Source organism: Pseudoduganella sp. GW821-FHT12E03, assembly GCF_058807115.1.
In genome coordinates this window covers 59327-84119 of sequence record NZ_JBXAQJ010000007.1, presented here as the reverse complement: position 1 = coordinate 84119, position 24793 = coordinate 59327, and the positions used below count along the sequence as shown (strand labels likewise).

The following is a 24793-nucleotide window of genomic DNA, read 5'->3' as shown; positions in this document are numbered from 1 at the left end:
AGAGTTGTCCGAGAGAATTATGATTTCGCCAGATATCGAAAACATTAACGTTACCAACTTCGCGTCCATGCCGACCCCGGCGGAATTGCACGCGAAGCTGCCGCTGACCGATGCCGCATCGGAAACCGTGATGAAAGGCCGCGCCGACCTGCGCAATATCCTCGACCGCAAGGACAAGCGCCTGTTCGTCGTCGTGGGCCCCTGCTCGATCCACGATCCGGAAGCCGGTCTCGACTATGCGCGCCGCCTGAAAGCACTGCAGGCGGAAGTCGCCGACACCATGCTGCTGGTCATGCGCGTGTATTTCGAAAAGCCGCGCACCACCACCGGCTGGAAAGGCTATATCAACGATCCGTTCATGGATGACTCGTTCCGCGTCGATGCCGGCATGGAAAAAGCCCGCCAGTTCCTGCTGGACGTGTGCGAACTGGGCTTGCCGACCGCCACCGAAGCGCTGGACCCGATTTCCCCGCAATACCTGGGCGACCTGATCGCCTGGACCGCGATTGGCGCGCGCACCACGGAATCGCAGACGCACCGCGAAATGTCGTCCGGCCTGTCGACCCCGGTGGGCTTCAAGAATGGCACCGACGGCGACATCAGCATCGCCATCAACGCCATCCTGTCGGCCGCCAATCCGCACGCCTTCCTCGGCATTAACGGCGAAGGCAATGTCTCCATCGTGCGCACCCGCGGCAACGCCTATGGCCACGTGGTGCTGCGTGGCGGCGACGGCCGTCCGAATTACGATTCCGTATCGGTGGCGATTGCCGCCCAGGCGCTGGAAAAAGCCAAGTTGCCGGCCAATGTGGTGGTCGACTGCTCGCACGCCAACAGCTATAAAAAACCGGAACTGCAACCGCTGGTGATGGCCGACGTGGTCAACCAGATCACGCACGGCAACCAGTCGGTGGTCGGCGTGATGATTGAATCGAACATCGTGGGCGGCAACCAGAAGATCCCGCAAAACCTGGCGGAACTGAAATACGGCTGCTCCGTCACCGACGGCTGCATCGACTGGGACACCACGGCCGACATGCTGCGCGCGGCGCACAAGGAATTGCTGGCGCGTCCTTGAAGTAACGGTTGCTGTTGTCACCCGTAGGGCGGTTTCTCGCCAGCGAAGCTGTGCGGAAACCGCCCTACATGCCTTCCGTTCGCCATAGGGGATCGCTGCGGCATCCATTACAATGGCGGATTCCCCTATACTTTCCAGCACTCCCCATGATCGTTCTCGGCGTTGAATCCTCCTGTGACGAAACCGGCCTGGCCCTGTATGACACAGAGCGCGGCCTGCTGTCGCATGCCCTGTATTCGCAGGTGGCCATGCACGAGGAATATGGCGGCGTGGTGCCGGAACTGGCGTCACGCGACCATATCCGCCGCGCCATCCCGCTGCTGCAACAGGTGCTGGAACAGTCCGGCGTGGCCAAGCACGACATCGACGCCATCGCCTACACGCAAGGCCCCGGCCTGGCCGGTGCGCTGCTGGTCGGCTCCTCCATCGCCTGCAGCCTGGGCCTGGCGCTGGACAAGCCGGTGCTGGGCGTGCACCACCTGGAAGGCCATTTGCTGTCGCCGCTGCTGGCGTCCAAACCGCCGGAATTCCCGTTCATCGCGCTGCTGGTGTCCGGTGGTCACACGCAGCTGATGCGCGTCGACGGCGTCGGCCAGTACACCCTGCTGGGTGAAACGCTGGACGATGCGGCCGGTGAAGCGTTCGACAAATCCGCCAAGCTGCTGGGCCTCGGTTATCCGGGCGGCCCCGCGATTTCGCGCCTGGCCGATTTCGGCGATCCGCTGGCCTATAAACTGCCGCGCCCGATGATGCACTCCAAGGATTTCAACTTCAGCTTTTCCGGGTTGAAGACCGCCGTGCTGACGGTGGTGAAGAACCATCCCGCGCACGGGATTGCCAATATCTGCGAACAGGACAAGGCCAATATCGCGCGCGGCTTTGTCGATGCGATCGTCGAAGTGCTGACAGCCAAGTGCGTGTCTGCATTGAAGCATACCGGCTTGAAGCGCCTGGTGATTGCCGGCGGCGTCGGCGCCAACGCGCAACTGCGCGCGTCGCTGAACGCGGCGGCCGCCAAGAAGCGTTTCCAGGTGTATTACCCGGAACTGGAATTCTGCACCGACAACGGCGCCATGATCGCCTTCGCCGGCGCCATGCGCCTGCAAATCAACCCGGATGCGGCCAAGAAGGATTACTCGTTCAACGTGCGGCCGCGCTGGCCGCTCGATGAGTTGCGGGTGATCTGACGGCCCGCCGGCCGCCAACCTGCCTCCGGCCTTAAATGCGTAGGGCGGTTTTGCGTCAGCAAAGCCGCCATGCAGGCAGGCCGGCACGACATGCGCTGGTGGCCGTGCACGCGTGGCGGCTTTGCCTTCGGCAAAACCGCCCTACGGAGTTTGCGCATCCGGCTTCGATCCTTACGCGGCCTTGGCCGGCCGCCCCTGGCGGTGATACAGGAATTCCAGCACCCGCGTGCGGTACTCGATGTACAGCGGATCCTGCGCCAGCGCGAGACGGTCGCGCGGACGCGGCAGTCGCACGTGCACGATGTCGCCAATGGTGGCGGCCGGGCCGTTGGTCATCATGACGATGCGGTCCGACAGCAACACCGCTTCATCCACATCGTGCGTCACCATCACCACGGTCGCCCCGGTGGCCGCCACGATGCGCAGCAACTCATCCTGCAAATGGGCCCGGGTCAGCGCATCGAGCGCGCCGAACGGTTCATCCATCAACAGCACTTTCGGCTCCATCGACAGCGCCCGCGCAATCCCCACCCGCTGCTTCATGCCGCCGGAGATTTCATGCGGCCGTTTATTGGCCGCGTGCGACAAGCCCACCAGCTCCAGCGCCGCCGTGGTGCGCTCCTGCAGTTTCGCCGTGCTTTCCTTGGCGCCAAACACCCTCTCCACCGCCAGGTAAATGTTTTCATGGCAGGTCAGCCACGGCAGCAGCGAATGGTTCTGGAATACCACGGCGCGCTCCGGCGCCGGTCCCGCGATTTCACGGCCATTGCAAATCAGGACGCCGCCGGTGGCGCGCGTCAGTCCCGCGATCAGGTTCAGCAAAGTGGACTTGCCGCAGCCCGAGTGGCCGATCAGGGTAATGAACTCGCCCTGCTCCACCTTCAGGTTGACATCGGACAGCGCGTGGAAGCGCCCCGCCTTGGTATTGAACACCATGTCCGCATGGCTGATATCGATGAAATTCGTGCTCATGGCTCAAGCCTCCTCATACGTGAACGCCTTCGCCAGCGACACCAGCGCCAGTTCCAGCAGCAAGCCCACCACGCCGATCACCGCGATGGCAATCAGGATGTGCGGCACATTCAGGTTGTTCCATTCATCCCAGACCCAGAAACCGATCCCCACGCCGCCGGTCAGCATTTCCGCCGCCACGATCACCAGCCAGGCGGTGCCGATAGCCAGGCGCACCCCGGTCAGCATGTACGGCAGCACCGACGGCAACAGGATCTTCGTGAAAATCTTCCATTCGGACAGCGACAGCACCCGCGCCACGTTCATGTAATCCTGCGGCACGCGCTGCACGCCGACCGCCGTGTTGATGATCATTGGCCAGATCGAGCAGATAAAGATCGACCAGATCGCGGCGGGGTTGGCGGCCTTGAACACCAGCAGGCCGATCGGCAGCCATGCCAGCGGCGACACGGGTTTCAGCAGGCTGATGATGGGACCGAACATGCCGTACATGAATTTAAAGCGGCCGATAATGAAGCCCAGCGGTATGCCAACCGCCGCCGCCAGGCCGAAGCCGATGGCCACCCGCTGCAGCGACGCCAGCACGTTCCAGCCGATGCCCTGGTCGTTCGGTCCTTTGCGGTAAAACGGGTCCGAGAACAGGTGCACCGCTTCATGCCAGGTTTCCAGCGGTGTCGGGAAACCGCTGTTTTTTGCCGCCAGGATTTGCCACACCAGCACCAGCAGCGCCAGGCCCGCCAGCGGCGGCAGGAATTTCAACACCAGCGCGTGCAGGTGCATGCTGCCTGACGCCAGCGAGACGCCCTTGGCGGCAATGCGTTCGCTGCGGGCGGGCCGCTCGAGCGGCGCGGCGGCGGCAGGCGCCATCTCTGCAACAGGTGCGGCGACCGGTACGGCGGCGACGGTTTTCAACACTGCATTCATCATGTTCTCCCGGGGTCAGGCTTTGATCTTGAACGACTCGGCAAACGCTTTCGGGTTCTTGCCATCGAAGGTGGCGCCATCGAGCATCTTGATGGTGCGCATATTGGTTTTCGGCAGCGACACCTTGGCCATGCCAGCCGCATCCTTGTAGACATCGATCTGGTTGATTTGCGTGGCGACCGCCAGGTAATCCGGTTCGCTCTTCAGCAAACCCCAGCGTTTTTGCTGCGTCAGGAACCACATCCCGTCCGACAGGAACGGATAGTTGACCAGGCCGTCGTTGAAGAAGCGCATCGGGTTCGGGTCATCCCAGGTCTTGCCCAGGCCATTCTGGTAGCGGCCCAGGATGCGCTGGTTGATCACATCGACCGTGGTGTTGACGTACGATTTATCGGCAATGGTTTCCGCCATTTTGAGTTTGTTCGACAGCGACGCATCGATCCAGCGGCCCGCATCGAGCACCGCCGCCACCAGGGCGCGCGCCGTGTTCGGATACTTCTTGACCCATTCGGCGCTGGTGCCCAGCACTTTTTCCGGGTGGTCGCGCCAGATATCCTGGGTGGTGGTGGCGGTAATGCCGACGCCATCGACAATCGCGCGGTGATTCCATGGTTCGCCGACGCAATAGCCATCCATATTCCCGATGCGCATATTGGCCACCATTTGCGGCGGCGGCACCGTGATGACCTTGGCGTCCTTCATCGGATTGATGCCGTGCGTGGCGAGCCAGTAATACAGCCACATGGCGTGGGTACCGGTCGGGAAGGTCTGGGCAAACGTGTATTCGCGCGGCTCCGCTTTCATCAGCTTGGCCAGCGACGCGCCATCGACCGCGCCCTTGTCCGCCAGCTTTTTCGACAGGGTGATGGCCTGGCCGTTATGGTTCAGGTTCATCAGCACCGCCATGTCTTTCTTCGGACCGCCCGCGCCCAGGTGCACGCCATAGACCAGGCCATACAGCACGTGCGCGGCATCGAGTTCGCCATTGACCAGCTTGTCGCGCACGCCGGGCCACGAAGCCTCCTTGCTGAGCACGATCTTAATTCCATACTTCTTGTCGAATCCCAGCACCGACGCCATGATGACGGAAGCGCAATCGGTCAGTGGAATGAAGCCGACTTTGACTTCTTCCTTTTCCGGCTTGTCCGAGCCGGCGGCCCACACACCTTGCGTGGACAGTCCGGAGATTGCCGTGGCGGCGCCGGCCTTGAGCAGGGTACGGCGGGTGAGTTTGTAGTTGTCCATCCTGTAGGGTCCCCGTAGCGAATGACAGGCGGCTGCCTGCCCTGCCTGATGCTTTGCAAGTGGCGTGCCAGCGGCAAAAATCGGGCAAACATGGGGCAAACGTGGGAAAAACAGTGGCTTCGGGCCGTGCATTCGGCACATGCGCGGCACCGTCTTTGTGCGACGCACCAACTTTAGCGCACTGTTTTCAGGCAGTGCTATTTAACGGGGCGTGGCGCCGAATAGAGTGTGTTCGGACTGCAGGAACGCATCGGCGCGCAAGCGCGCCACCATCAAATCCACGAAGCTGCGGATGCGCGCGGAGCCTTGCCGGCTGTCGCGGTGCACGATATGGATCGGCACCGGCGCCGTCGCGTACTCTTCCAGCACCAGTTGCAAGTCCCCGGCCGCCAGCGCGGCCGCCGCCTGGTACGACAGCAGGCGGGCGATGCCCAGGCCCAGCTTGGCGGCGTCGATCACGGCATCATTGGAATTGACTTGCAGGCGCGGCGCCATGCGCATGGTGCGCACGGCGCCGTCCTGCAGGAAGCGCCAGTCCGGTCCCACGTTGGAACCGTTCGCGCCGATGATGGTATGCGCCGCCAGTTCCTGCGGCGTGCGCGGCGCGCCATGCCGGGCCAGGTAGGCGGGCGACGCCACAAAGACGCGCCGCACCTGGCCCACCGGCGCCGCGCGCATGGTCGAATCCGGCAAGTCGCCGATGCGCACCGCCACGTCGATGCCCTCTTCCACCAGGTTCACCACCCGGTCGACAAACAGCGCCGACACTTCCATTTGCGGGTAGCGCTGCAAATAGTCGACGATGCCCGGCGTCACGTACAGGCGGCCGAACAGCATCGGCGCCGTTACCGACAAATGGCCGCGCGGCGCGGCGCCGCTGCCGGCCGCCGCGTCATCGGCTTCATCGAGTTCGGCCACGATGCGGCGCGCATCGTCCAGGTAGCGCCGTCCCGCTTCCGTGACGCGCACGTGACGGGTGGTGCGCTCCAGCAGGCGCACGCCGAGCCGCTCCTCGAGCTTTGTCACCGCGCGCGTCACGGCCGGGGGCGACATGCCGAGCCGGCGCGCGCCGGCGGCAAAGCTTTGTTCTTCGGCGACGGCGATATACACGGTGATCAGGTGGAGCCGGTCCATGGGCCTCCCGCAAACTGTGCGGGCGCATGCTCGACCGCGTAATCAATGAATTCCCGTACCCGCTGCGGCATCTGGGTGCGCTGCTGGTAATACATATACACGCCGCCATACGACGCCGTGGTGTGCGGCAGCAGGTGCCGCAGGCGGCCGGCGCGGAGGTCGTCCGCCACCATGTACCAGCCCAGTTGCCCGATCGCCATGCCGGCCAGCACGGCGGCCACTTCCGCTTCGGCGGTATTGAAGCTGGCCACCGAGGGGATATCGCGGTACACCGTGGCGCCATCGACGCGGAATTCCCATGGCACCATGCGTCCGGTATTCGGCTGGCGGAACCCCGTGCAGCGGTGCTCGCGCAGCGCGTCGATGCCATCCGGGGCGCCATGCAGTTCTATATAGCGGGGCGCCGCGCACACCACCAGCCACAAATCGCCAATCCGGCGCGATACCAGGTTGCGTTCAGGCGGATTGCCGGCCCGGAAGCCGACATCAATGCGCGCTTCCACCAGGTCGGTGAACTGGTCTTCCAGCACCAGGTCAAAGCGCACGCCCGGATAACGTTCCTGGAAATCACGGATCAGCGGCACCACGACGTGCTGGCCAAACGAGGTCGGCGCCGCGATGCGGATCACGCCATCCATGTCGCGCCGGCTGTTTTGCACGGTGTCGAGGGCTTCGTCGAGCAGGCGCATGCCGGGATTGGCCAGTTCGAACAGGCGCTCCCCCTCTTCGGTCAGGGTCAGGCTGCGCGTGGTGCGGTGAAACAGGCGCACGCCCAGGTGGTCTTCCAGCTGGCGCACCGCCTTGCTGACGGCTTGCGGCGACAAGCCCGCTTCCTGCGCCGCCTGGCTGAAGCTGCCGGCGCGCACCACGCCAATGAACAGGGTCAGGACCCGGGATTTATCCATGTATTTACAACCAAAGGTTGATAATCAAACGCCTTTACCATATCTAGTGTAGCAGGTTGGCGCGCCCTACACTGCTCTCCATCAACCACCCGATGTATCCCAAGGAGACTGACATGAGCAAAGTATGGTTTATCACCGGCGCCTCCCGTGGCTTTGGCCTGCTGATTGCAAAAGACGCGCTGGCGCGCGGCGACCAGGTGGTCGCCACCGCCCGCAACCCGGACACCGTGACCGCGGCGCTGGGCCAGCATGAAAACCTGCTGGCGCTGCGCCTGGACGTGACGCAGGAAGCGCCCGCCATCCTGGCCGCCCACGCGGCGATCGAGCGCTTCGGCCGCATTGACGTGCTGGTCAATAATGCCGGTTATGGGCTGCTGGCGTCCGTGGAAGAAGCCACCGATGCGGAAATCCGCGCCCAGTACGACACCAATGTATTCGGCCTGCTGAACGTGACACGCGCCGTGCTGCCCCATATGCGCGCCCGCCGTGCCGGCCACATCATCAATATTTCATCGGTGGGCGGCTATCAATCCTACGCCGGCTGGGGCATCTACACCTCGACCAAGTTTGCCGTGGAAGCCTTGTCGGAATCGCTGGCGATGGAACTGGCGCCACTGGGCATCCACGCCACCACGGTGGAACCCGGTTTCTTCCGCACCGATTTCCTCGATGCCTCATCCATGAAAAACGCGGCGCGGCCGATCGCGGAATACGAGGCGACCGTGGGAGCCATGCGCACCCTGATGGCCGGGGTCAATCACCAGCAGCCGGGCGATCCACAAAAACTGTCGCTGGCCATCCTGCAACTGGCCGACGCGCCCCGGCCGCCGGTGCGCCTGCCGCTGGGGTCCGACACGGTGGCCGGCATCCGCGAGAAAAACGCGTTTGTCGAACAGGAACTGGCGCAGTGGATGACGGTGGCGATGTCGACCGATCACGACGATGTCGCGGCATTGCCGCGCGCGGCATAAGCCGCCTTCAAGCGCGGCCGTCGCCCTCGCCCAGCGCCGCGCCGCAATCCTTGCAGTATTTGGCCGCCGTCTCATGCCCGTCGCTGCCACAGGACGGGCAAGTGCGGCGATACGCGTAGGCGCCGCCGCGCTGATGGGTGATTTCCGAACTGATAATGCCGGTGGGCACCGCCAGGATGCCCCAGCCCAACAGCATCATCAGCGACGCCACCGTGCGCCCCAGGTCCGTCTTCGGCACCAGATCGCCAAAGCCCACGGTGGTCACGGTGCTGATGGCCCAGTACACGGCGGTCGGGATGCTGGTATAGCCGTGGGCCGGCCCTTCCACCACATACATGACGGTCCCCAGCAGGAACACGATCAGCATCACCACCGATAAAAAGATCAGGATCTTGCGGCGGCTGGCCAGCAAGGCGCGGCCCAGCATGCCGTATTCGTCGATATACAAGGTCAGCTTGAGGATCCGGAACATGCGCAGCAAGCGCAGGATGCGGATGTCGAGCAGCACGTGCGCTTGCGGGATGAACAGGGAAATATAGCTGGGTAACACCGACAGTAAATCAATCACGCCGAAGAAACTGCGCGCATAGCGGTCCGGGCGTTTGACGCACAGCAGGCGGCCGATGTATTCAATGGTAAACAAGATGGTAAACAGCCATTCGGCCGCCAGCAGCCATGATCCGTACTTGCGCGCGACCGGGGCAATGCTGGACAGCACCACGGCGGCCACGCTGAGCACGATGGCGCCGATCAGCGCCAGGTCGAACCAGCGGCCGGCGCGCGTATCCGATTCAAAAATCACCGCATACAGGCGGGCGCGCCAGCCGCCATCAGGCTTGCCGTAACGCTGGTGCGGGTCGCTGGACGCGGCTGGCGGCGCCGGCGCCCGCGCTGTCGTCGATTCAATCGGTTTGGCCATGGAAAGCTCCCGGAGGCGGCGGATTGCGCCATCTTAGCCCGGCGGCACGGCGCCAGGCGCAAAACTGGGCGGCACGGCGCCCATCGGCCCGGGCCATGCCGGCGCAGCGCCGGTGCACTGGCAACGAGGTGGCGGGACAGCGTCAGGCCGGCCGCTAGGCGCCTCCCAGCAAATCCTTGCGCGGATAGTCCCACTTCGGCACACCGCCCGGACACGCCGTGCCGTCCGTCCGCGCCACCGGCATGGTGCTGAAATTGCCGCGCGGGGTGGTGGCGAAGCGCAAGTCCGTGGCGACGCCGTTTTCCACCACCGGCGCGCGGGCAAAGCGCAGCCAGTCGTCAAACCAGCAATTGCTCTCCTTCAGCTGGCGCAGTGCCGCCAAGCTGCCTTGTACCTGCTTATATTGGCGCACATCGGCGGCGCCGTTCAGCGCCACCGACGGCATCGGGTCGGCCAGCCCGGCCGGACACGACGCGGCCGGCAACAGCGGCAATACACTGACCAGCCCGCGCCGCAGGGTGTAGCGGTCTTGCGCGGCATTGGACTCCACCGACACAAAAATCCAGCACAGCGGCTGCGCGGGAAACGCCGTCATCGACACATCCAGTACGCGCGTGCCGCCATCGAGCGCGCGCAAGGTGCTTTCCACCCGCGCCCGCCCCATCGCGGAAGCCGCCCCTTGCACGCCGACAAACGCCACGCTGGCCAACAACGCCAGCGCCATCGCCCAGCGGCTGTGCGCCCGCACGCCGCGCAAGGCCGCCAGCCCGATTCCCAGCGCCAGCAGCACACTGAACGACACCAGGGTCAGATAATCCTTGCGCAGGAAATACAGCAAGGCCGCCGCCAGCCCCGCCATCAAGACCCAGCGCGGCGCCCTGTTTGGGACCGCCATGATCAGCGGCACGCCGAACGCCACCCAGAACACGGGTTCGATAATGAACACCATGTCGCCATAAAACCAGCGCCCGTCAAACGGATAAAACGGGTGCACGCCATAGGAATTCAAAAAGTCCATGCCGAGATGCAGCGCAAAACCGAACAGCACCGCCAGCGCCAGTCCCAGCCGGGCATGGCCGCTGCGTTTGAGCAGTGCGCGCGCGGCCGGCCAGCACACCCACAGCAGCGCCACCAGCAGCAACGCCTGTGGCAGCGCATACAGCAATGTGTGCGTGTGCCCCCGGTGGTTCAGCAGGTAACCCAGCGGCGCCGGCAGCAGGTGGGTCAAAAACAGGTCGAGGTCGGGGAAGTTGCCGGCCAGCGCGCACGCGGCCAGCAATAGCCGGTGGCGCGTGCGCTGGCTGGCGTCATCCGGTTCGGGAGGCAGGCTGCGCTGCACCAGTTCGCCGACTCCGAGGCCGACGACAGAATGGGTAATGTTGTCCATGCTGGCATGCTAACCCAGGCGCACGGCGCTGCGCAGACGCTTAAGCCGGGCTTCAGGATGCCGGACGCCTCACCGGCCCGCGACATCCCCCACGCGGCCGCGCGCACGGGACGGCGCCGGCATCAGGCCCAGCGCACGCAATCACGGCCGGCTGTTTTTGCCGCGTACAGCGCATCGTCGGCGCGCTCCAGCAGGGATTCCAGCGCATCGTCGGCGCGCAACTGCGCTTCGCCGATGGAAATCGACAGTGCCGGCAAGCCCAGCATATGGCGCGACGCGGGATTCGACACGGCGCGGCGAAGCCGCTCCGCGATCGACAGCGACGGCTCCAGGCTGGTTTCGGGTAACAGCAGCGCAAACTCTTCGCCGCCAAAACGGGCCAGCAAATCGCCGGGGCGGATATTGTCGTTGAGGGTCATCGCCACCGCGCGCAGCGCGCGGTCGCCCGCCAAATGGCCATAGGTATCGTTGAAGCGCTTGAAGTGGTCGATGTCGAGCATCAGCACCGCCAGCGGCTTGCCATCGCGCTGGCCCCGCTCCACCTGGCGGCGGAACGCCTGGTCCAGCCAGCGGCGGTTGTGCAAGCCCGTCAAGCCATCGACAAAGGCCAGGCTTTCAAATTCACTCTGGCGGTGGATACTGTCGCGCACCGCGTCATTGCCCTGGCGTACACGGCCGGACAAGGTGATGAGCATATTGCGCGCCAGCGCGTGGGAAGCGTTAATCAGCGACCACATGGTGTCGCGCGACAGCACCAGCATGCGGCTGGCGGAGCTGACCACCACATAGGCGGACGGTTCGCAGGCTTCGATCAGCGACATTTCGCCGACACATTCGCCCTGTCCCAGCCGCAGGTTATATGGCTGGTCGGGCGTGGTCAGGTGCACATCGACCTGGCCTTCCAGCAGCACGTACAAATTATCGTTGGACTTGCCCGGTTCGATCAGCACCACGCCTTGCGGCACTTCCACCACGCTGCAATGCTCCAGCAACCGCTCGATGGCGTCAAAACTCACGCCTGTGAACAACCGGGTCTGGGCAACTTCTTCGTGAAGGCGGGTCAACAGCATGGCATGGGTAACACGATGGGCCGGTAATTGTTACAGATTATAAACGTTTAACGCACGCCCAGCCTCACACATACCGCCGCAGCTGCCGATGCCTACCCTTCGATGCGGTTGCGGCCGTTGGCCTTGGCCCGGCGCAGCGCCTGCGCCGCCTGCTCCAGCATGGCGTCGCCATCGCTGATTTCCATGTGGTTGAAGTTGCCGATGCCGATACTGACGGTGACCGGCGCCAGGCGGCCCGCTTCGCGGTGAATCAGCGCGGCGATTTTCACGCGCAGGTTTTCCGCCAGTTTCAGCGCCCCTTCGCGCGGCGTGCTGGGCAACAGCACGCACAGTTCATCGCCGCCATAACGGCCCGCCACGTCGATCACGCGCACGCTGTCCTGCACCACGCGGGCGATATTGGCCAGCACCGTATCCCCGGCCGCTTCGCCGTGGCGCTGGTTGATGTCGCGGAACTGGTCGATGCCGATCACCAGCGCGGTCAGCGGGGTGCGGAAGCGGCGCGTGCGGGCCACTTCGAAATGCAATTTCGACAATAGCGAGCGCCGGTTGTGCAAACCGGTCTGGGCATCGGTCGTGGTCAGTTCATCGAGTTCGGCGCGGGCGGCGGCCAGCGCGCGTTCGCGGCCATGGGCGGTAATCAGCGCCATCACTTGCCCGGCCAGGCCGTGCAGCAGCGCGCGCTGTTCATGGTCGAGGCGGCCCGGTTTCGTGTCCGCCACCGTCAACGCGCCGATGGTGCAGCCATCGTGCGTGACCAGGGGCGCGGAACTGGCCATGCGCAGCCGCGGTTCAGCGGAGGTATACGGCATGAACGCGGTGCGGCCATCGGCGCGCAAGTCATCGATTTCCCACGCGCCGGCCCGGACCGCCAGCGCGCTGCAGCTGTGTTCCGCCGGCAGTTCGCGCGGCAGCACGCCAGCTTCCATACCGGCCAGCCCATGCAGGTGGACCGACTCCGCCCCCACCAGCGCAATCCACGCATACGGCACGCCGCACACGCGGCTGGCCAATCCGCTCAGAAAAGCGAACTGGGCGCCATCGGCCACCTCCAGCGCGCCGCTACGCAGCAAGGTCGCGGCCCGGCGTGCATCGTCCTCAGGCTGGTGGGACGTGAGCGGATGGACATTGTGTGCGGCGAGCATGGACTTCCCTTCGGCAGCGGTGGATAGACGGTGTTGACTGGACAAGTTTAGCGCATAATCAAACTTGCAAGCCAGTCCGAAACCGCCGCTGCGGCCTACCCCTCCGCGAGAATCTGGCGCAGCGCCCGCTCGAAGACCTCGGCCGGCTGGCCGCCGGAAATCAGGTGGCGGTCATTGATGATGACTGCCGGAACCGAGCTGATGCCGAGGCGGCGGTAATGTTCCTCGTCATGGCGCACCTGGTCAGCATAGCGGTTTGATGCCAGCACTTGCGCGGCCTGTCCGCCATCGAGTCCGGCTTTCACGGCGGCGGCCTGCAATACCGCGTGCGCGCTGGGATCATCGCCCAAGGTGAAATAGGCTTCGAACAGCGCGTGCTTGAGTTCGCGCTGGCGGCCCTGTTCACCGGCCCAGTGCAGCAAGCGATGCGCGTCGAAGGTGTTGTAGATGCGGCTGCGCTTACCCATGGCGAAATCAAAGCCGACCTCCTGGCCGCGCTGGCGGATCATGGCGCGCGTCTGTTCCTGCTGCTCGGCCGTGGCGCCATATTTTTGCTGCAAGTGTTCGGTGATGTCCTGTCCTTCGGGCCCCATGTTCGGATTCAGTTCGAACGGCTGGAATTGCAGGGGAAGAACGGCGTCATCGCCGATGCGGGCCAGCGCCTGTTCCAGCGCATTGAGCCCGATCGCGCACCAGGGGCACGACACATCGGAAACGAAATCGATTTTGAGGGGAGTGGCCATGGCGCGGTCCTGTTCGGGGGAATCCAGGACAGATGGGGCTTGGCGGCTGCGCTTCAAGCCCCGTGGCCGGCGGGTTACTTCTTCTGCGCGCCTTTGCTCTTGCTGCCGATGCGGCTTTCCTTGCCCGCCACCAGGTTGGCAATGTTCTGGCTGTGGCGCAGCACCAGCAGGATACTCATCACGATCACCGCGCCCAGTTGCGGCTCGGTGCCGAACAGCAAGCCATAATAAAACGGGGCGAACAGCGCCGCCGCCAGTGCCGCCAGCGACGAATAGCGGAAGGCATAGGCCACCACCAGCCACGTCACCAGGGTGGCCACACCCAGCCACACATTCAAGCCCAGCAGTACGCCGGCCGCGGTGGCCACGCCTTTGCCGCCCACGAAGTTGAAGAACACCGGCCACAGGTGGCCAATGAACACGGCGATCGCGATCAGCGCGATATCGAGGTCGGCGAGACCGTATTTATCCTGCAACAGTACCGCCAGGAACACCGGCAGCCAGCCCTTGGCGGCATCCCCGATCAAGGTCACGATCGCGGCTTTCTTGTTGCCACTTCGCAACACATTGGTGGCGCCCGGGTTTTTCGAACCATAGGTGCGCGGGTCGGCCAGGCCGAACAGCTTGCTCGACACCACGGCAAACGAGATCGATCCTATCAAGTAAGCGGCCACGGTCAGCGCCACTGTCATCAGTGCAGAATTCATGCTTATCCTTCTATTCAGGGGAGCGCCCGCGCTAAGCGGGCCGCAGGACTATACACCAGCGGCGGGCGATCGGGCAAAGCCCGCCGGGTCAGTCCGCCAATGCGCAATGCACCGGTTTGGCCCCCAGCAAGGCCGTCAGCACGGCGGGCGCAATACCGACCAGGTAGCCGCGCCGGCCGCCATTGATATAAATGGTTTCCAGCGCGAGGATGGAGGCTTCCACATAGACCGGCATGGCTTTCTTGGTGCCGAACGGCGACGTGCCGCCCACCAGGTAGCCGGAATGGCGCTGCGCCACGTCCGGTTTGCACGGTTCCACCGACTTGCAGCCGATGCCGCGCGCCAGGTTCTTGGTCGACACCTTGCAATCGCCGTGCATCAGGACGATCAGCGGCTTGGCCGCCTCATCCTGCATCACCAGGGTTTTCACGACGTGGTGTTCCGCCACGCCCAGTTCACGCGACGACACCGAGGTGCCGCCGTGTTCTTCGTAGTCGTACGGGTGTTCGGAAAACACCACCTTGTGCTTGCGCAGCAGCTGGGTGGCGGGGGTCTCGGAAATATGTTCTTTCTTGGCCATGGGGCGAGGTGCAATGCGATCGGTGCGTCATTGTACCGGTTCAGGCGAAATTTACTTTCGGCGGGCCGAGCCGCCATGTTCAGCAACTATGTTCAATGATGGCGATGGCGTGATAGGCTAGCCCCACAGGAGGATCAGCCGGATGACGCCGCTGGAAATACGCTTTGCCACATTCAACGTTTGCAACCTGGCGCCCGCCGGTGCGCAACTGTACGACAACCTGGCTCCGCTCACGGCCGACGAATACGAGGCCAAAGCCAACTGGACCGCGCGGCAAATCGACTTGCTCGATGCCGATGTGATCGGGTTCCAGGAAATCTTTTCCCAGGCCGCGCTGCGCGATGTGCTGTCCCGCACGCTGCGCTACCGCGACGCCGTGCACGCCGGATTCGACCCGGACCCGAATGCAACCCGTCTGACCCCCAACGTGGCGCTGGTATCGCGCCTGCCCCTGGCGGCGGAACCCGTGGTCTATGCCGACTTCCCGCAAGGCGTCTCGTCGGATTCGGGCAACCCCGACGCCGACCGCTTTGCCCGTGCGCCGCTGCATGTGCAAGTGCTGCTACCCAACGGCGTGATCGCCGACGTGGTGGTGGTGCACCTGAAATCGCGCCGCCCGGATTACCGCAATGGCGACGGCAATGCCGATCCGCTGCAATATGCGCTGGCCAATTTGCGTTCGCTGGTGTGGCGCGGGACGGAAGCGGTGGCGCTGCGGGTGCTGCTGTCGAACCTGATGAAAGACCAGGACCGGCCATGCGTGGCGATGGGCGATTTCAACGACACGGCCGACGCGGTCACCACCACCATTGTGATGGGCGCAGGGGCCGCCTGTGAACCGGGCGGAGAACTGCGCGGCCGACTGTTCGACAGTGCGCAAATCCAGCTGCGGCAGGATTTATTGCGGCACGTGGCGTATACCACCTTGCATGAAGGGCGCTACAACACCATCGACCATATATTGGTGTCGGAACATTTCCACCCGCAGTCGGCACGGGCCATGGCCGATGTGATGGATGTCACCTACCTGAATGACCATTTGGCGGATGTCCGGCCGGAGGCCTCCGACCATGGTCAAGTCCGCGCACGCTTGCGCATGCGCGTACTTGACCCGGGGCATAGTGGAGAATAAATGCGCCAAAGTGAAATTACAACTACGACGCCCGTAGGCTTGCCAGCAGGCGGCCGTCGATTTGCTGCTCGGCCAGCAAGCCCTGGTAATGATCGCAGCCATGGTTGCGCAGCAAGTCCAGCTGCGCCGGGGTTTCCACGCCTTCCGCCGTCACTTGCATATGCAGGCTGCGCGCCATGGCGATGGTGGCAGCAATCACCGCGCCGTCGTGCGCGCCGGTGAAGGAGCGGTCGATCTTCAATTTGCCGACCGGGTAATCCTTCAACAGCGCCAGCCGCGAATACCCGGTGCCGAAATCATCGATGGCCAACCGCACTCCCAGTCCGTGCAGCGCTTGCAGCACGGACTGGGCATCCGGGGTTTTCATCAGCAAGTCTTCCGTTAATTCCAGTTCCAGCCCGGCGGGCGGCAAACCGGTGGCGGCCAGCGCGTCGGCCACCATGTGCGGCCATTGCGCAAACTGGACTTGCGACACATTGACCGCCACCACCAGGTCCTGGCGCGCCGCGCGCCAGCGCTGCGCGGTGCTGCACGCCTCGCGCAGCACCCACTGGCTGATGGCCGGCATCAGGCCGGCCGCTTCCGCCACCGCCAGGAACTGGCCCGGTCCCTGCTCGCCCCGCAGCGGGTCGCGCCAGCGCAGCAGCGCTTCCATCGCGACCGGCTGCCCCGAGCGCAGATCGACTTCCGGCTGGTAGTGCAAGGCAAATTGCCCCGCCTCCAGCGCGGCGCGCAGGCGCTGTTCCAGGCCTGCCCGTTCGTTCGCTTGCGCGTGCATGTCGGGATTGAAAAACTGGAAGCTGTTACGGCCACCTTGCTTGGCATGGTACATGGCCACGTCGGCCCGCTCGATCAAGTCGGCCATGCTGTCGCCATCATTCGGATACATGCTGATGCCGATCGATGCGCTGAGCGGCACCTGGTGGCCGTCGATCATGCACGGCTGCGCCAGCGCCCGCAAAATCGCCCCCGCCACATGGGCCGCCTGTTCGCTGCCGCCGACGTCGGCCAGCAACACCAGGAATTCATCGCCGCCATTGCGGCTGACCGTGTCGGCGCCGCGCACGCAGCGCACCAGGCGCGCCGCCACTTCCTTCAGCAACGCATCGCCCGCATGGTGCCCCAGGGTATCGTTGACTTGCTTGAAGTGGTCCAGGTCGATGTACAGGATGGCCAGCATCGCGTGGTGGCGGCGCGCCGTGGCCAGCGCCAGCGACAGCCGGTCCTGCAGCAGGACGCGGTTGGGCAAGTCCGTCAGGTAATCATGTTCCGCCAGGTGGCGCAATTGCGCCTCGCTTTTTTTGCGGTCGGAAATATCGGACAGAATGCCCATGTAATTGACGACCTGGCCCTGGGCATCGCGGATCGCCGTCAGCGCCAGCCAGCCGGGGAACGGGTCGCCGCCCGCGCGGCGCGACGCGACTTCGCCCTGCCAGTGGCCATAGCCATCCACGTCGCGCCATATCTGGTGGTACAGCACCGCGTCATCAAAGCCGCTTTGCGTACTGATGAAGTCATGGCCCACCATTTGCAGCCCGCTGCGGCCCGTCACCTGCGCATAGGCGCGGTTGACGGCGATGATGCGGCGCCGCTGGTCGGTCAGCACGATCGCGTCCCGGCTGTATTCAAACACCTGGGACGCCAGGTGTAATTGCTGCTCCAACTGCTTGCGGGCCGTGACGTCCACATCCATGCAAAACACTTGCCCGACAGCATCGCCATGCAACAGGGGAAACATGGTGGAATACACCCATACGTCGCGCCCGTCCGCGGTGCGCACGCGCCAGTCGGCGGCCGGACTGGGCTGGCCGGTTTGCCATACCTGTTCCAGCATGGCGTCACGCCGGTCCTGGTCATCGAATACCAGCAGCCTGGACAGGGGCTGGCCCAGTGCGCCATCGCCATCGATTCCATATAGCAAGCCGCAACTGTCATTCCAGAACCGCACATTGCGGGCATGGTCCATGCAATGGACCGCCACCAGCGGCGTCAACTCCATCGCACCGACCAGGTGGGAAATCAAGTCCAGCGCGTCCTGCGCCGGATGGTTAACAGGGATTGACACTTTATCCACGACATCCTCGCAGGTGGTAACGGTTCGTCCCATGATCCGCCCCGTAGCATTGGCGCTGTTGAGGCCCGTCAGTGTGGCGCAAGGAACGCCGAACATTTTAAAAAAATCAATTTTTTGAGTGATTCAGCGCAATCCATCCCCGGTTTTCTGCATTCCAGCCGCCCGATCCCACGCTTTATCGCACTGCCGTGGTGCGGGGGCTTGGAATTTTCTACAGTGTCACCATCCAAAAAGCCACGTCGACGGGCATGGCGCGTTTATGAGATGCCCCGCATCGTCCCGCTAATCCGCCGGCAGCGGCACCAAACCGAGAAAATATAATGAAACTGGAAACTCTGCCCCTGTCCCAGAAATCCCCCTCCCCTGCCAGCCGCCGCTGGAAAAAACCAGCTATCGCGCTGGTGGTGCTGGCCCTGGCGGGTGGCGGCTGGACGGTGATGCAGTCGAAAAAGGCCCCGGCCCCGGCAGTGGAAAAAACCGCGGAGAAGAAGGGGCCCGGCACCTTTGAACTGGCGGCCGCCGACGTCGCCGCCATCGATGCGCGCGCGCTGTCGGTCAGCCTGCCCCTGTCCGGCTCGCTGGCGCCGATCGCCCAAGCCACGATCAAGGCCAAAGTGTCGGGCGAAGTGCGGGAAACCACCGTACGCGAAGGCATGACCGTGACCGCGGGGCAAGTCCTGGCCCGCCTCGACCAGGCGGACTGGCAAGCCCGCGCCGCCCAGCAGCAGGCCGCCGTGGACGAGGCGCAGGCGCGCCTGGCCATGGCCAATCGCAACCACGCCAACAGCGCCGCCCTGCTGAAACAGAATTTCATTTCCCAGACCCAGTTCGACACCACCGCCAACGCGGTCGAACTGGCGCGCGCCTCCGTCAAGGCGGCGCAAGCCCAGCTGGACCTGGCCCGCATCGCCTTGAATGACAGTGTGATCCGCGCGCCATTTTCTGGCATGGTTTCCAAACGTCATGTGCAGGCGGGCGAAAAAGTCGCGCCTGACATGCCCGTCTTCACCATCGTCAACCTGTCCGAACTGACGCTCGAAGCGCAAGTGCCGGCGTCCGACATCCCCCGCGTCAAAGTGGGCCAGGAAGTCGCGTTCAAGGTCGATGGTTTCCAGCAACGTGAATTTTCCGGCAAAGTGGCCCGCATCAATCCGGCCGCGGAAGCCGGCTCGCGCGCCATGCTGGTCTACATTTCCGTCGCGAACCAGGACGGGGTCTTGCTGGGCGGCATGTTCGCCAAAGGCGGCATCGTCACGGCCCGTTCGCAAGTGATGCCGCTGGTGCCGCTGGCCGCCGTGCGCGAGGAACAGGGCAAGCAGGTGGTGTATGCGATCGACCATGGCAACGTGGTGGCGCGGCCCGTGAAACTGGGCTTGCGCAATGAAGACCAGGGTTACGCCGAAGTCACCGAAGGCCTGGCGCCCGGCGCGCAAGTGATTGTCGCCAACCTCGCAGGCGTGAAACCGGGCGTCAAGGTGAAAGCGCCAGCGGTCACTCCGGCGCCGCAGCAGCCGTCATCCGAAGCACAATCGGCCGCCACCCTGGCGCAGCGGGGTTAAGCCATGTGGATCACTAAAGTCAGTATCAAACACCCGGTCTTCGCCACCATGGTCATGGTGGCGCTGATGGTGCTGGGCTTGTCCTCGTACAAGCGCCTGGGCGTGGAAAGCATGCCCAACGTGCAGGTGCCGTATGCCGTGATTGAAATCAATTACCCGGGCGCGTCGCCGGAACAGGTGGAAAACGACATCACCCGCCCGGTCGAAGACATCGTCAACACCGTGTCCGGCGTGAAAACCATCCGCGCCAATTCGTGGGAAGGCCGCGCCGGCATTTTCCTGGAATTCCAGCTCTCCACCAGCATGGACCGCGCGATGCAGGAGTTGCGCGACAAGGTGGCGCTGGTGCGTCCGCGCTTCCCGAAGGAAGCCAAGGACCCGTTCATTGCGCGCGACGAAGGCGATAACGCGCAGCCCATCGTGACGATGGCGCTGACCTCGTCGCAGCGCGGCTTGCGCGAACTGTCGACCATGACGGACCAGATCATTGCGAAACGCTTCAAGGGCGTGCCGGGTGTGGGCCAGGTGCGCGTGACGGGCACCACCAAACGCCAGGTGTGGATCAGCCTGCGCCCGGACGACATGCGGGCGCAGGCGGTTGGTGTCGATGAAGTGATCCGCGCGATCCAGAACACCAACGCCAACCTGCCGGCCGGTAACGTCAGCCAGGGCGTGACGGAACAACTGATCCGCGTCGAAGGCAAGATCAAGGAGGCGCGCGAATTCAACAAGATCATCGTGGCGCGCCGCGCCGCGGGCCCGGTCTACCTGGAACAGGTGGCCGGCGTCATCGATGGCGAAGAGGAGGCGCAATCGTATTCGCGCATCAATGGCCAGCCGGGCGTGACCCTGGAAGTCACCAAGGTGCAGGACGCCAACGTGGTGGAAGTGGGCACCGGCATCGCCAAGGTAGCGCAAGAGCTGAAAAAATCGCTGCCGGCCGACATCGAGCTGCGCATCCTGGATTCGCAGTCGGATCGCGTGCAAGGCCAGCTCGACAACGTGAAACACACGATCGTGGAAGGCGCCGTGCTGACCATGGTGATCGTGTTCTTCTTCCTGAAATCGTGGCGTTCCACCATCATCACCGGCCTGACCCTGCCGATCGCGGTGCTGGCCAGCTTCATCGCGATGAAAGCCTTTGGCTTCACCCTGAACTTCCTGACCTTGATGGCGCTGTCGCTGTGCATCGGCCTGCTGATTGACGATGCGATTGTCGTGCGGGAAAACATCGTGCGCCACTTCGGCATGGGCAAGGACCACCACCAGTCGGCCGAAGACGGCACCAATGAAATCGGCCTAGCGGTGATGGCCACCACGTTCGCGATTGTCGCCGTGTTCGTGCCGGTCGCCTTCATGGACGGCATCATTGGCCGCTTCTTCCTGCAGTTCGGTATCACCGTGACGGTGGCGGTGCTGATTTCCCTGTTCGTGTCGTTCACGCTCGATCCGATGCTGTCGTCGGTCTGGCCGGACCCGGAACAGGACCGTTTCAAATACGCGCCTTGGCTGGGCCGCTTCATGGACTTCGTCGAGCGCGGTGTCGACGTGCTGCACGTGTGGTACGGCAAAGTGCTGGCCGTCGCGCTGAACTGGCGCAAGACCACGCTGGCGCTGACGGCCGTGATCTTTGCTGGCAGCCTGGCGCTGGTGCCGATGATCGGCGGCGAAATGTTCCCGGAAACGGACGATGGCAAGATCTTCATGCAATTCAAGACTCCGGTCGGTTCCAGCCTGGAATACACGGACAGCAAAGTCAAACAGGTGGAAGAGGCGCTCAAGCCCTTCAAGGAAATCGACACCATCGTGGCCAATATCGGCACCCACGACGGCCGCAACACGTCCAACGTGATCATCAAGCTGACGGACGTGAAAAAGACCCACCGCCGCACGCAGAAAGAGATGGAAAAAGCCATCCGCGAGCGGCTGGCGCCGATTGCCGGCATCCAGCTGTCGGTGGGCGGCATGAAGCCGATCTTCATTGCCATCCTGGGCACCGATGAAGCCAAACTGGAAGCGGTGGCGCAGCGCCTGATGGGCAAGATGCGCAACATCAAGGGCGTCGCCGACCTGGAGTACAGCCAGGAAGGCGCCAACCCGTCGACCCGCATCAAGATCAACAATGAACTGGCCAGCGACCTCGGCCTGACCACGCAGCAGATCGGTTCCGCGCTGCGTCCATTCGTGGCCGGCGAAACCGTCAGCCACTGGCTAGCGGCCGATGGCCAGAACTATGACATCAATGTGCAACTGCCGAAATCCGGCCGCCAGCGCGTGGCGGACTTGTCCGACCTGTCGATCGCCTCGTCCAAGGTGGCAGCCAACGGCGCGCCAGTCATGGTACCGCTGCGCCAAGTGGTGGAATTCATTCCATCGTCCAGCCCGCAAGTGCTGAAACGCCAGGCCTTGCAGCGCCGCGTGGCGATCTATGCCGGCGTCGAAGGCCGCCCTGCCGGCGACGTCGACAAGGATGTCAAGAAAGCCATGGATTCGATCGAGCTGCCGGCCGGCGTGCGCTTCGACGTGGCCGGCAATGCCCAGCAAATGGAAGAAACCATGGGCGGCGCCATGACGGCGCTGGGCGTGGCGGTGATCTTCATCTACCTGGTGCTGGCGTCGCAGTTCGGCAGCTTCTTGCAGCCGATCGCCATCATGATGTCGCTGCCGCTGTCGCTGATCGGCGTGCTGGCCGCGCTGCTGGTGACGGGATCGACCTTGAACATCTTCTCGGTGATCGGCTTCATCATGCTGATGGGCCTGGTGACGAAAAATGCGATCTTGCTGGTGGACTTCACCAACCACGGCCAGCGCCATGGGCTGGACCAGCGCACCGCGATCCTGGAAGCGGGCCAGGTGCGCCTGCGTCCGATCCTGATGACGACCCTGGCGATGATCTTCGGCATGCTGCCGATGGCGATCGGCATGGGCGATGGCGGTGAACTCCAGGCGCCGATGGGCCGCGCCGTGATTGGCGGCGTGATCACCTCGACCCTGCTGACCCTGGTGGTGGTGCCGGTGGCCTATACCTACCTGGACAGCCTGGGCAAACGTTGCGCACGCTGGTTCAGCGGCAAGCATGCCAAGGCGGAGGCGGCCTCCATCAATGAAAGAAAGACGGCTTGAATCCCGTAGGGCGGCTTTTATAAAGCCGCCTGCTGGCAGCCCGGCGGCGCATGCATGGCGGGTTCACAGAACCCGCCCTACGCAGCGACCGCAACAGCATGACTGACATTCCGGGGTTGCCGGCATTTCCAGCGTTACATCAGGGCGGGCCCGCAGGGTCCGCCCTTTCTTCATCCGGCGTGTCATCGCCCGGCTCACCGTCGGGGTGGCTCCTCTCCTCCAGCTTGCGGCGGGCCTTTTCTTCGGCTTTCTGCTCCGCTTTTTTCTTTTTCTCCAGCTCGCGCTGGCGTTTCTCGTACTGGAAATTCGTCTTTGCCATACCACACCTCCACCCGGGGGATTCCGATCCCCCATTATGAACCTGTTTCAAGCTCAAGAGCTCAGCCGCGCGGATGATGCACTGCGTGCAATTGTTTCAGGCGCTCACGCGCCACGTGCGTATAGATTTGCGTGGTCGAGATATCGGCGTGGCCCAGCAACAGCTGCACCACGCGCAAATCCGCGCCATGGTTCAGCAAGTGGGTGGCAAAAGCATGGCGCAAGGTATGCGGCGACAGTGGATTGGCGATGCCGGCGCGCAGCGCCTGCTTCTTGATGACGACCCAAAACATTTGCCGCGTCATGGCCCCGCCCCGGCTGGTGACGAACAGCGCGTCATCTTGCTGGCCGTTTAAAATCGCGCCCCGCGCCTCGGCCAGGTAGCGCCGCAGCCACTGGTGCGCCTGCTCCCCGAACGGCACCAGGCGCGTCTTGCCGCCCTTGCCGGTCAGGCGCACCGTGCCCTCGTTCAGGCTGACTTCCACGGTTTTCAAGTCCACCAGTTCCGATACCCGCAAGCCGCTGGCATACATGAGTTCCAGCATGGTCCGGTCGCGCAAGCCCAGCGGCGTGCGCACGTCCGGCGCGGCCAGCAATGCGTCGACCTGCGCTTCACTCAGGGTCTTGACCAGCCGTGTGGCCTGTTTGGCGCCGGCGATTTTCAGGCACGGATCGTCCGCCATCAGGCGCTGGCGCAGCGCGTACTGGTAGAAGCGCTTCAAGACCGACAGGCGCCGGTTGGCGGAACTGGGCTTGGTGTCCGCATGGCGCGCACTGAAGTAGCCGCTGACGTGATGCCCTTGCACCGCATGCAGGCTGGCCACGCCGGGATGCTGGTTTTCCAGCCATTGCGCGAATTGCCGCAGGTCGCGCCGGTACGCTTCCAGCGAGTTTTTCGCCAGTCCGTCTTCCAGCCACAGCGCGTCGCAAAATGCGTCGATCAGAGCAAGGTTGTCTGCCGCCATTGGTATTCCAGATGCCCTTCGTGCGCCAGCAGCCAGCGCTTGACGTTCAACAGGTAGCCGTTGGCGTCGTCGCTGTGCGAGAAACCGCCCAGGCCGCTGGCGCTGGTGACACGGTGGCACGGCACGGCCAGCGGGAACCAGTTGTCGCCGCATGCCTGGCCGATCGCGCGCGGCGCCGACTCCAGGTATTTCGCCAGTTCGCCATAGGTACGCACCTGGCCACGGGGAATGCTGCGAATCGCCTCCCACACGCGGCGCTGGAACGCGCTGCCGACCACGGCCAGCGGCAACGTGAAGGGGAAGTCGGCATCGGCGCAATAGCGCAACACCTGCTGCGCCGCCAGTTCCGCCACCGCGTCCTGTGCCGCCTTGTCGGGCGTGTCAGGCGGCAGGTAGGCCATTTGCGTCACCAGCCCGCCGGCGGTCCGAATACCCATGGCGCCAAATGGTGTTGGCACAATGGCATTAAAAATATCGAAATTCCGTTGTATTTCCATCACAACATATTTTAGAGTTGTTGTACTACGGCCACATTGCATTTTGGCTATATTGGCGCCATATCCACTCCGGCCCCGCGCCAAACGCATGCTGGAAGATGACAGCATACAAAAAAAAAGCGCACCGTGAAGGTGCGCTTTCAATCTTTGTCACAGCA

The 24793-nt window shown here is 63.8% G+C and carries 22 protein-coding genes; 6 read left to right on the top strand and 16 right to left on the bottom strand.

Features of this window, described 5'->3' with window-relative positions; translation table 11 throughout:
- Window positions 1-19: 19 nt before the first annotated feature.
- Both AC1RRC_RS18555 and tsaD read left to right on the top strand, forming a co-directional pair.
- Window positions 20-1078 (top strand): 3-deoxy-7-phosphoheptulonate synthase, encoded by a 1059-nt coding sequence (locus tag AC1RRC_RS18555; protein ID WP_493057004.1) that lies wholly within the window; start codon window positions 20-22, stop codon window positions 1076-1078.
- A 146-nt stretch (window positions 1079-1224) separates the two neighbouring features.
- The gene (tsaD, locus tag AC1RRC_RS18550) at window positions 1225-2265 is read left to right on the top strand and encodes a tRNA (adenosine(37)-N6)-threonylcarbamoyltransferase complex transferase subunit TsaD (protein WP_493057003.1); all 1041 of its coding nucleotides are present in this window, start codon (window positions 1225-1227) and stop codon (window positions 2263-2265) included.
- A 171-nt stretch (window positions 2266-2436) separates the two neighbouring features.
- On the opposite strand, the gene AC1RRC_RS18545 is transcribed toward tsaD, so the two are convergent.
- From AC1RRC_RS18545 to AC1RRC_RS18525, 5 genes are all read right to left on the bottom strand, one after another.
- On the bottom strand, window positions 2437-3237 hold the full coding sequence (locus tag AC1RRC_RS18545) for an ABC transporter ATP-binding protein (RefSeq protein ID WP_493057002.1): 801 nt from the start codon (window positions 3235-3237) through the stop codon (window positions 2437-2439).
- Window positions 3238-3240: 3 nt separating this feature from the next.
- Window positions 3241-4161, bottom strand: coding sequence for a nitrate ABC transporter permease (gene ntrB / locus AC1RRC_RS18540; RefSeq protein WP_493057306.1), 921 nt, complete (start codon window positions 4159-4161; stop codon window positions 3241-3243).
- Window positions 4162-4176: 15 nt separating this feature from the next.
- On the bottom strand, window positions 4177-5406 hold the full coding sequence (locus AC1RRC_RS18535; protein ID WP_493057001.1) for a CmpA/NrtA family ABC transporter substrate-binding protein: 1230 nt from the start codon (window positions 5404-5406) through the stop codon (window positions 4177-4179).
- Window positions 5407-5607: 201 nt separating this feature from the next.
- Window positions 5608-6540 carry a LysR family transcriptional regulator gene (locus AC1RRC_RS18530; protein ID WP_493057000.1) on the bottom strand — a complete coding sequence of 311 codons (933 nt, stop codon included), beginning with the start codon at window positions 6538-6540 and terminating at the stop codon, window positions 5608-5610.
- Window positions 6522-7445 carry a LysR family transcriptional regulator gene (locus AC1RRC_RS18525; protein ID WP_493056999.1) on the bottom strand — a complete coding sequence of 308 codons (924 nt, stop codon included), beginning with the start codon at window positions 7443-7445 and terminating at the stop codon, window positions 6522-6524. Before AC1RRC_RS18525 ends, AC1RRC_RS18530 begins: the two co-directional genes overlap by 19 nt.
- A 113-nt stretch (window positions 7446-7558) precedes the next feature.
- On the opposite strand from AC1RRC_RS18525, the gene AC1RRC_RS18520 reads away from it, so the two are divergent.
- Entirely contained in the window at window positions 7559-8416 is an 858-nt protein-coding gene (locus AC1RRC_RS18520) for an oxidoreductase (RefSeq protein WP_493056998.1), read from the top strand.
- A 7-nt stretch (window positions 8417-8423) separates the two neighbouring features.
- Here the strand turns inward: AC1RRC_RS18520 and AC1RRC_RS18515 are convergent, their stop codons facing one another.
- From AC1RRC_RS18515 to ybaK, 7 genes are all read right to left on the bottom strand, one after another.
- Window positions 8424-9335: an ion transporter gene (locus tag AC1RRC_RS18515; protein WP_493056997.1), complete on the bottom strand. Its 912-nt coding sequence runs from the start codon at window positions 9333-9335 to the stop codon at window positions 8424-8426.
- 154 nt (window positions 9336-9489) lie between these two features.
- Window positions 9490-10722: a metal-dependent hydrolase gene (locus AC1RRC_RS18510; protein WP_493056996.1), complete on the bottom strand. Its 1233-nt coding sequence runs from the start codon at window positions 10720-10722 to the stop codon at window positions 9490-9492.
- A 122-nt stretch (window positions 10723-10844) separates the two neighbouring features.
- Complete coding sequence (locus AC1RRC_RS18505) at window positions 10845-11786, bottom strand: GGDEF domain-containing protein (RefSeq protein WP_493056995.1); 942 nt, start codon at window positions 11784-11786, stop codon at window positions 10845-10847.
- A 98-nt stretch (window positions 11787-11884) separates the two neighbouring features.
- Window positions 11885-12937, bottom strand: coding sequence for a GGDEF domain-containing protein (locus AC1RRC_RS18500; RefSeq protein ID WP_493056994.1), 1053 nt, complete (start codon window positions 12935-12937; stop codon window positions 11885-11887).
- Window positions 12938-13032: 95 nt separating this feature from the next.
- Entirely contained in the window at window positions 13033-13680 is a 648-nt protein-coding gene (locus AC1RRC_RS18495; protein ID WP_493056993.1) for a DsbA family oxidoreductase, read from the bottom strand.
- 74 nt (window positions 13681-13754) lie between these two features.
- Window positions 13755-14387 (bottom strand): glycerol-3-phosphate 1-O-acyltransferase PlsY, encoded by a 633-nt coding sequence (gene plsY, locus AC1RRC_RS18490; RefSeq protein ID WP_493056992.1) that lies wholly within the window; start codon window positions 14385-14387, stop codon window positions 13755-13757.
- A gap of 88 nt (window positions 14388-14475) precedes the next feature.
- A complete protein-coding gene (gene ybaK, locus AC1RRC_RS18485; protein WP_493056991.1) occupies window positions 14476-14967 on the bottom strand; it encodes a Cys-tRNA(Pro) deacylase in 492 nt (163 codons plus the stop codon).
- Window positions 14968-15109: 142 nt separating this feature from the next.
- Between ybaK and AC1RRC_RS18480 the strand changes: the two genes are divergently transcribed.
- Window positions 15110-16099, top strand: a complete 990-nt coding sequence (locus AC1RRC_RS18480; protein WP_493056990.1) for an endonuclease/exonuclease/phosphatase family protein — start codon at window positions 15110-15112, stop codon at window positions 16097-16099.
- Window positions 16100-16121: 22 nt separating this feature from the next.
- On the opposite strand, the gene AC1RRC_RS18475 is transcribed toward AC1RRC_RS18480, so the two are convergent.
- Window positions 16122-18206, bottom strand: coding sequence for a putative bifunctional diguanylate cyclase/phosphodiesterase (locus tag AC1RRC_RS18475; RefSeq protein ID WP_493056989.1), 2085 nt, complete (start codon window positions 18204-18206; stop codon window positions 16122-16124).
- 287 nt (window positions 18207-18493) lie between these two features.
- Between AC1RRC_RS18475 and AC1RRC_RS18470 the strand changes: the two genes are divergently transcribed.
- Both AC1RRC_RS18470 and AC1RRC_RS18465 read left to right on the top strand, forming a co-directional pair.
- The gene (locus tag AC1RRC_RS18470; RefSeq protein ID WP_493056988.1) at window positions 18494-19732 is read left to right on the top strand and encodes an efflux RND transporter periplasmic adaptor subunit; all 1239 of its coding nucleotides are present in this window, start codon (window positions 18494-18496) and stop codon (window positions 19730-19732) included.
- 3 nt (window positions 19733-19735) lie between these two features.
- Window positions 19736-22855, top strand: a complete 3120-nt coding sequence (locus AC1RRC_RS18465) for an efflux RND transporter permease subunit (RefSeq protein WP_493056987.1) — start codon at window positions 19736-19738, stop codon at window positions 22853-22855.
- Between the two features lie 139 nt (window positions 22856-22994).
- On the opposite strand, the gene AC1RRC_RS18460 is transcribed toward AC1RRC_RS18465, so the two are convergent.
- The 3 genes from AC1RRC_RS18460 to AC1RRC_RS18450 form a co-directional block, all read right to left on the bottom strand.
- Complete coding sequence (locus AC1RRC_RS18460; RefSeq protein WP_493056986.1) at window positions 22995-23174, bottom strand: hypothetical protein; 180 nt, start codon at window positions 23172-23174, stop codon at window positions 22995-22997.
- A gap of 61 nt (window positions 23175-23235) precedes the next feature.
- Window positions 23236-24138 carry a site-specific tyrosine recombinase XerD gene (gene xerD / locus AC1RRC_RS18455; protein ID WP_493056985.1) on the bottom strand — a complete coding sequence of 301 codons (903 nt, stop codon included), beginning with the start codon at window positions 24136-24138 and terminating at the stop codon, window positions 23236-23238.
- Window positions 24114-24575 carry a methylated-DNA--[protein]-cysteine S-methyltransferase gene (locus tag AC1RRC_RS18450; protein WP_493056984.1) on the bottom strand — a complete coding sequence of 154 codons (462 nt, stop codon included), beginning with the start codon at window positions 24573-24575 and terminating at the stop codon, window positions 24114-24116. The genes xerD and AC1RRC_RS18450 overlap by 25 nt, the downstream gene beginning before the upstream one ends.
- Window positions 24576-24793: the final 218 nt, after the last annotated feature.

Coding starts and splice junctions, on each gene's coding strand:
- AC1RRC_RS18460 (WP_493056986.1), bottom strand. CDS start 23,174: ATGGCAAAGACGAATTTCCAGTACGAGAAACGCCAGCGCGAGCTGGAG.
- AC1RRC_RS18525 (WP_493056999.1), bottom strand. CDS start 7,445: ATGGATAAATCCCGGGTCCTGACCCTGTTCATTGGCGTGGTGCGCGCC.
- AC1RRC_RS18510 (WP_493056996.1), bottom strand. CDS start 10,722: ATGGACAACATTACCCATTCTGTCGTCGGCCTCGGAGTCGGCGAACTG.
- xerD (WP_493056985.1), bottom strand. CDS start 24,138: ATGGCGGCAGACAACCTTGCTCTGATCGACGCATTTTGCGACGCGCTG.
- AC1RRC_RS18465 (WP_493056987.1), top strand. CDS start 19,736: ATGTGGATCACTAAAGTCAGTATCAAACACCCGGTCTTCGCCACCATG.
- tsaD (WP_493057003.1), top strand. CDS start 1,225: ATGATCGTTCTCGGCGTTGAATCCTCCTGTGACGAAACCGGCCTGGCC.
- AC1RRC_RS18480 (WP_493056990.1), top strand. CDS start 15,110: ATGACGCCGCTGGAAATACGCTTTGCCACATTCAACGTTTGCAACCTG.
- AC1RRC_RS18475 (WP_493056989.1), bottom strand. CDS start 18,206: ATGGGACGAACCGTTACCACCTGCGAGGATGTCGTGGATAAAGTGTCA.
- AC1RRC_RS18535 (WP_493057001.1), bottom strand. CDS start 5,406: ATGGACAACTACAAACTCACCCGCCGTACCCTGCTCAAGGCCGGCGCC.
- AC1RRC_RS18450 (WP_493056984.1), bottom strand. CDS start 24,575: ATGGGTATTCGGACCGCCGGCGGGCTGGTGACGCAAATGGCCTACCTG.
- AC1RRC_RS18470 (WP_493056988.1), top strand. CDS start 18,494: ATGAAACTGGAAACTCTGCCCCTGTCCCAGAAATCCCCCTCCCCTGCC.
- AC1RRC_RS18530 (WP_493057000.1), bottom strand. CDS start 6,540: ATGGACCGGCTCCACCTGATCACCGTGTATATCGCCGTCGCCGAAGAA.
- AC1RRC_RS18500 (WP_493056994.1), bottom strand. CDS start 12,937: ATGCTCGCCGCACACAATGTCCATCCGCTCACGTCCCACCAGCCTGAG.
- AC1RRC_RS18495 (WP_493056993.1), bottom strand. CDS start 13,680: ATGGCCACTCCCCTCAAAATCGATTTCGTTTCCGATGTGTCGTGCCCC.
- AC1RRC_RS18515 (WP_493056997.1), bottom strand. CDS start 9,335: ATGGCCAAACCGATTGAATCGACGACAGCGCGGGCGCCGGCGCCGCCA.
- AC1RRC_RS18555 (WP_493057004.1), top strand. CDS start 20: ATGATTTCGCCAGATATCGAAAACATTAACGTTACCAACTTCGCGTCC.
- AC1RRC_RS18545 (WP_493057002.1), bottom strand. CDS start 3,237: ATGAGCACGAATTTCATCGATATCAGCCATGCGGACATGGTGTTCAAT.
- ybaK (WP_493056991.1), bottom strand. CDS start 14,967: ATGGCCAAGAAAGAACATATTTCCGAGACCCCCGCCACCCAGCTGCTG.
- AC1RRC_RS18520 (WP_493056998.1), top strand. CDS start 7,559: ATGAGCAAAGTATGGTTTATCACCGGCGCCTCCCGTGGCTTTGGCCTG.
- plsY (WP_493056992.1), bottom strand. CDS start 14,387: ATGAATTCTGCACTGATGACAGTGGCGCTGACCGTGGCCGCTTACTTG.
- ntrB (WP_493057306.1), bottom strand. CDS start 4,161: ATGAATGCAGTGTTGAAAACCGTCGCCGCCGTACCGGTCGCCGCACCT.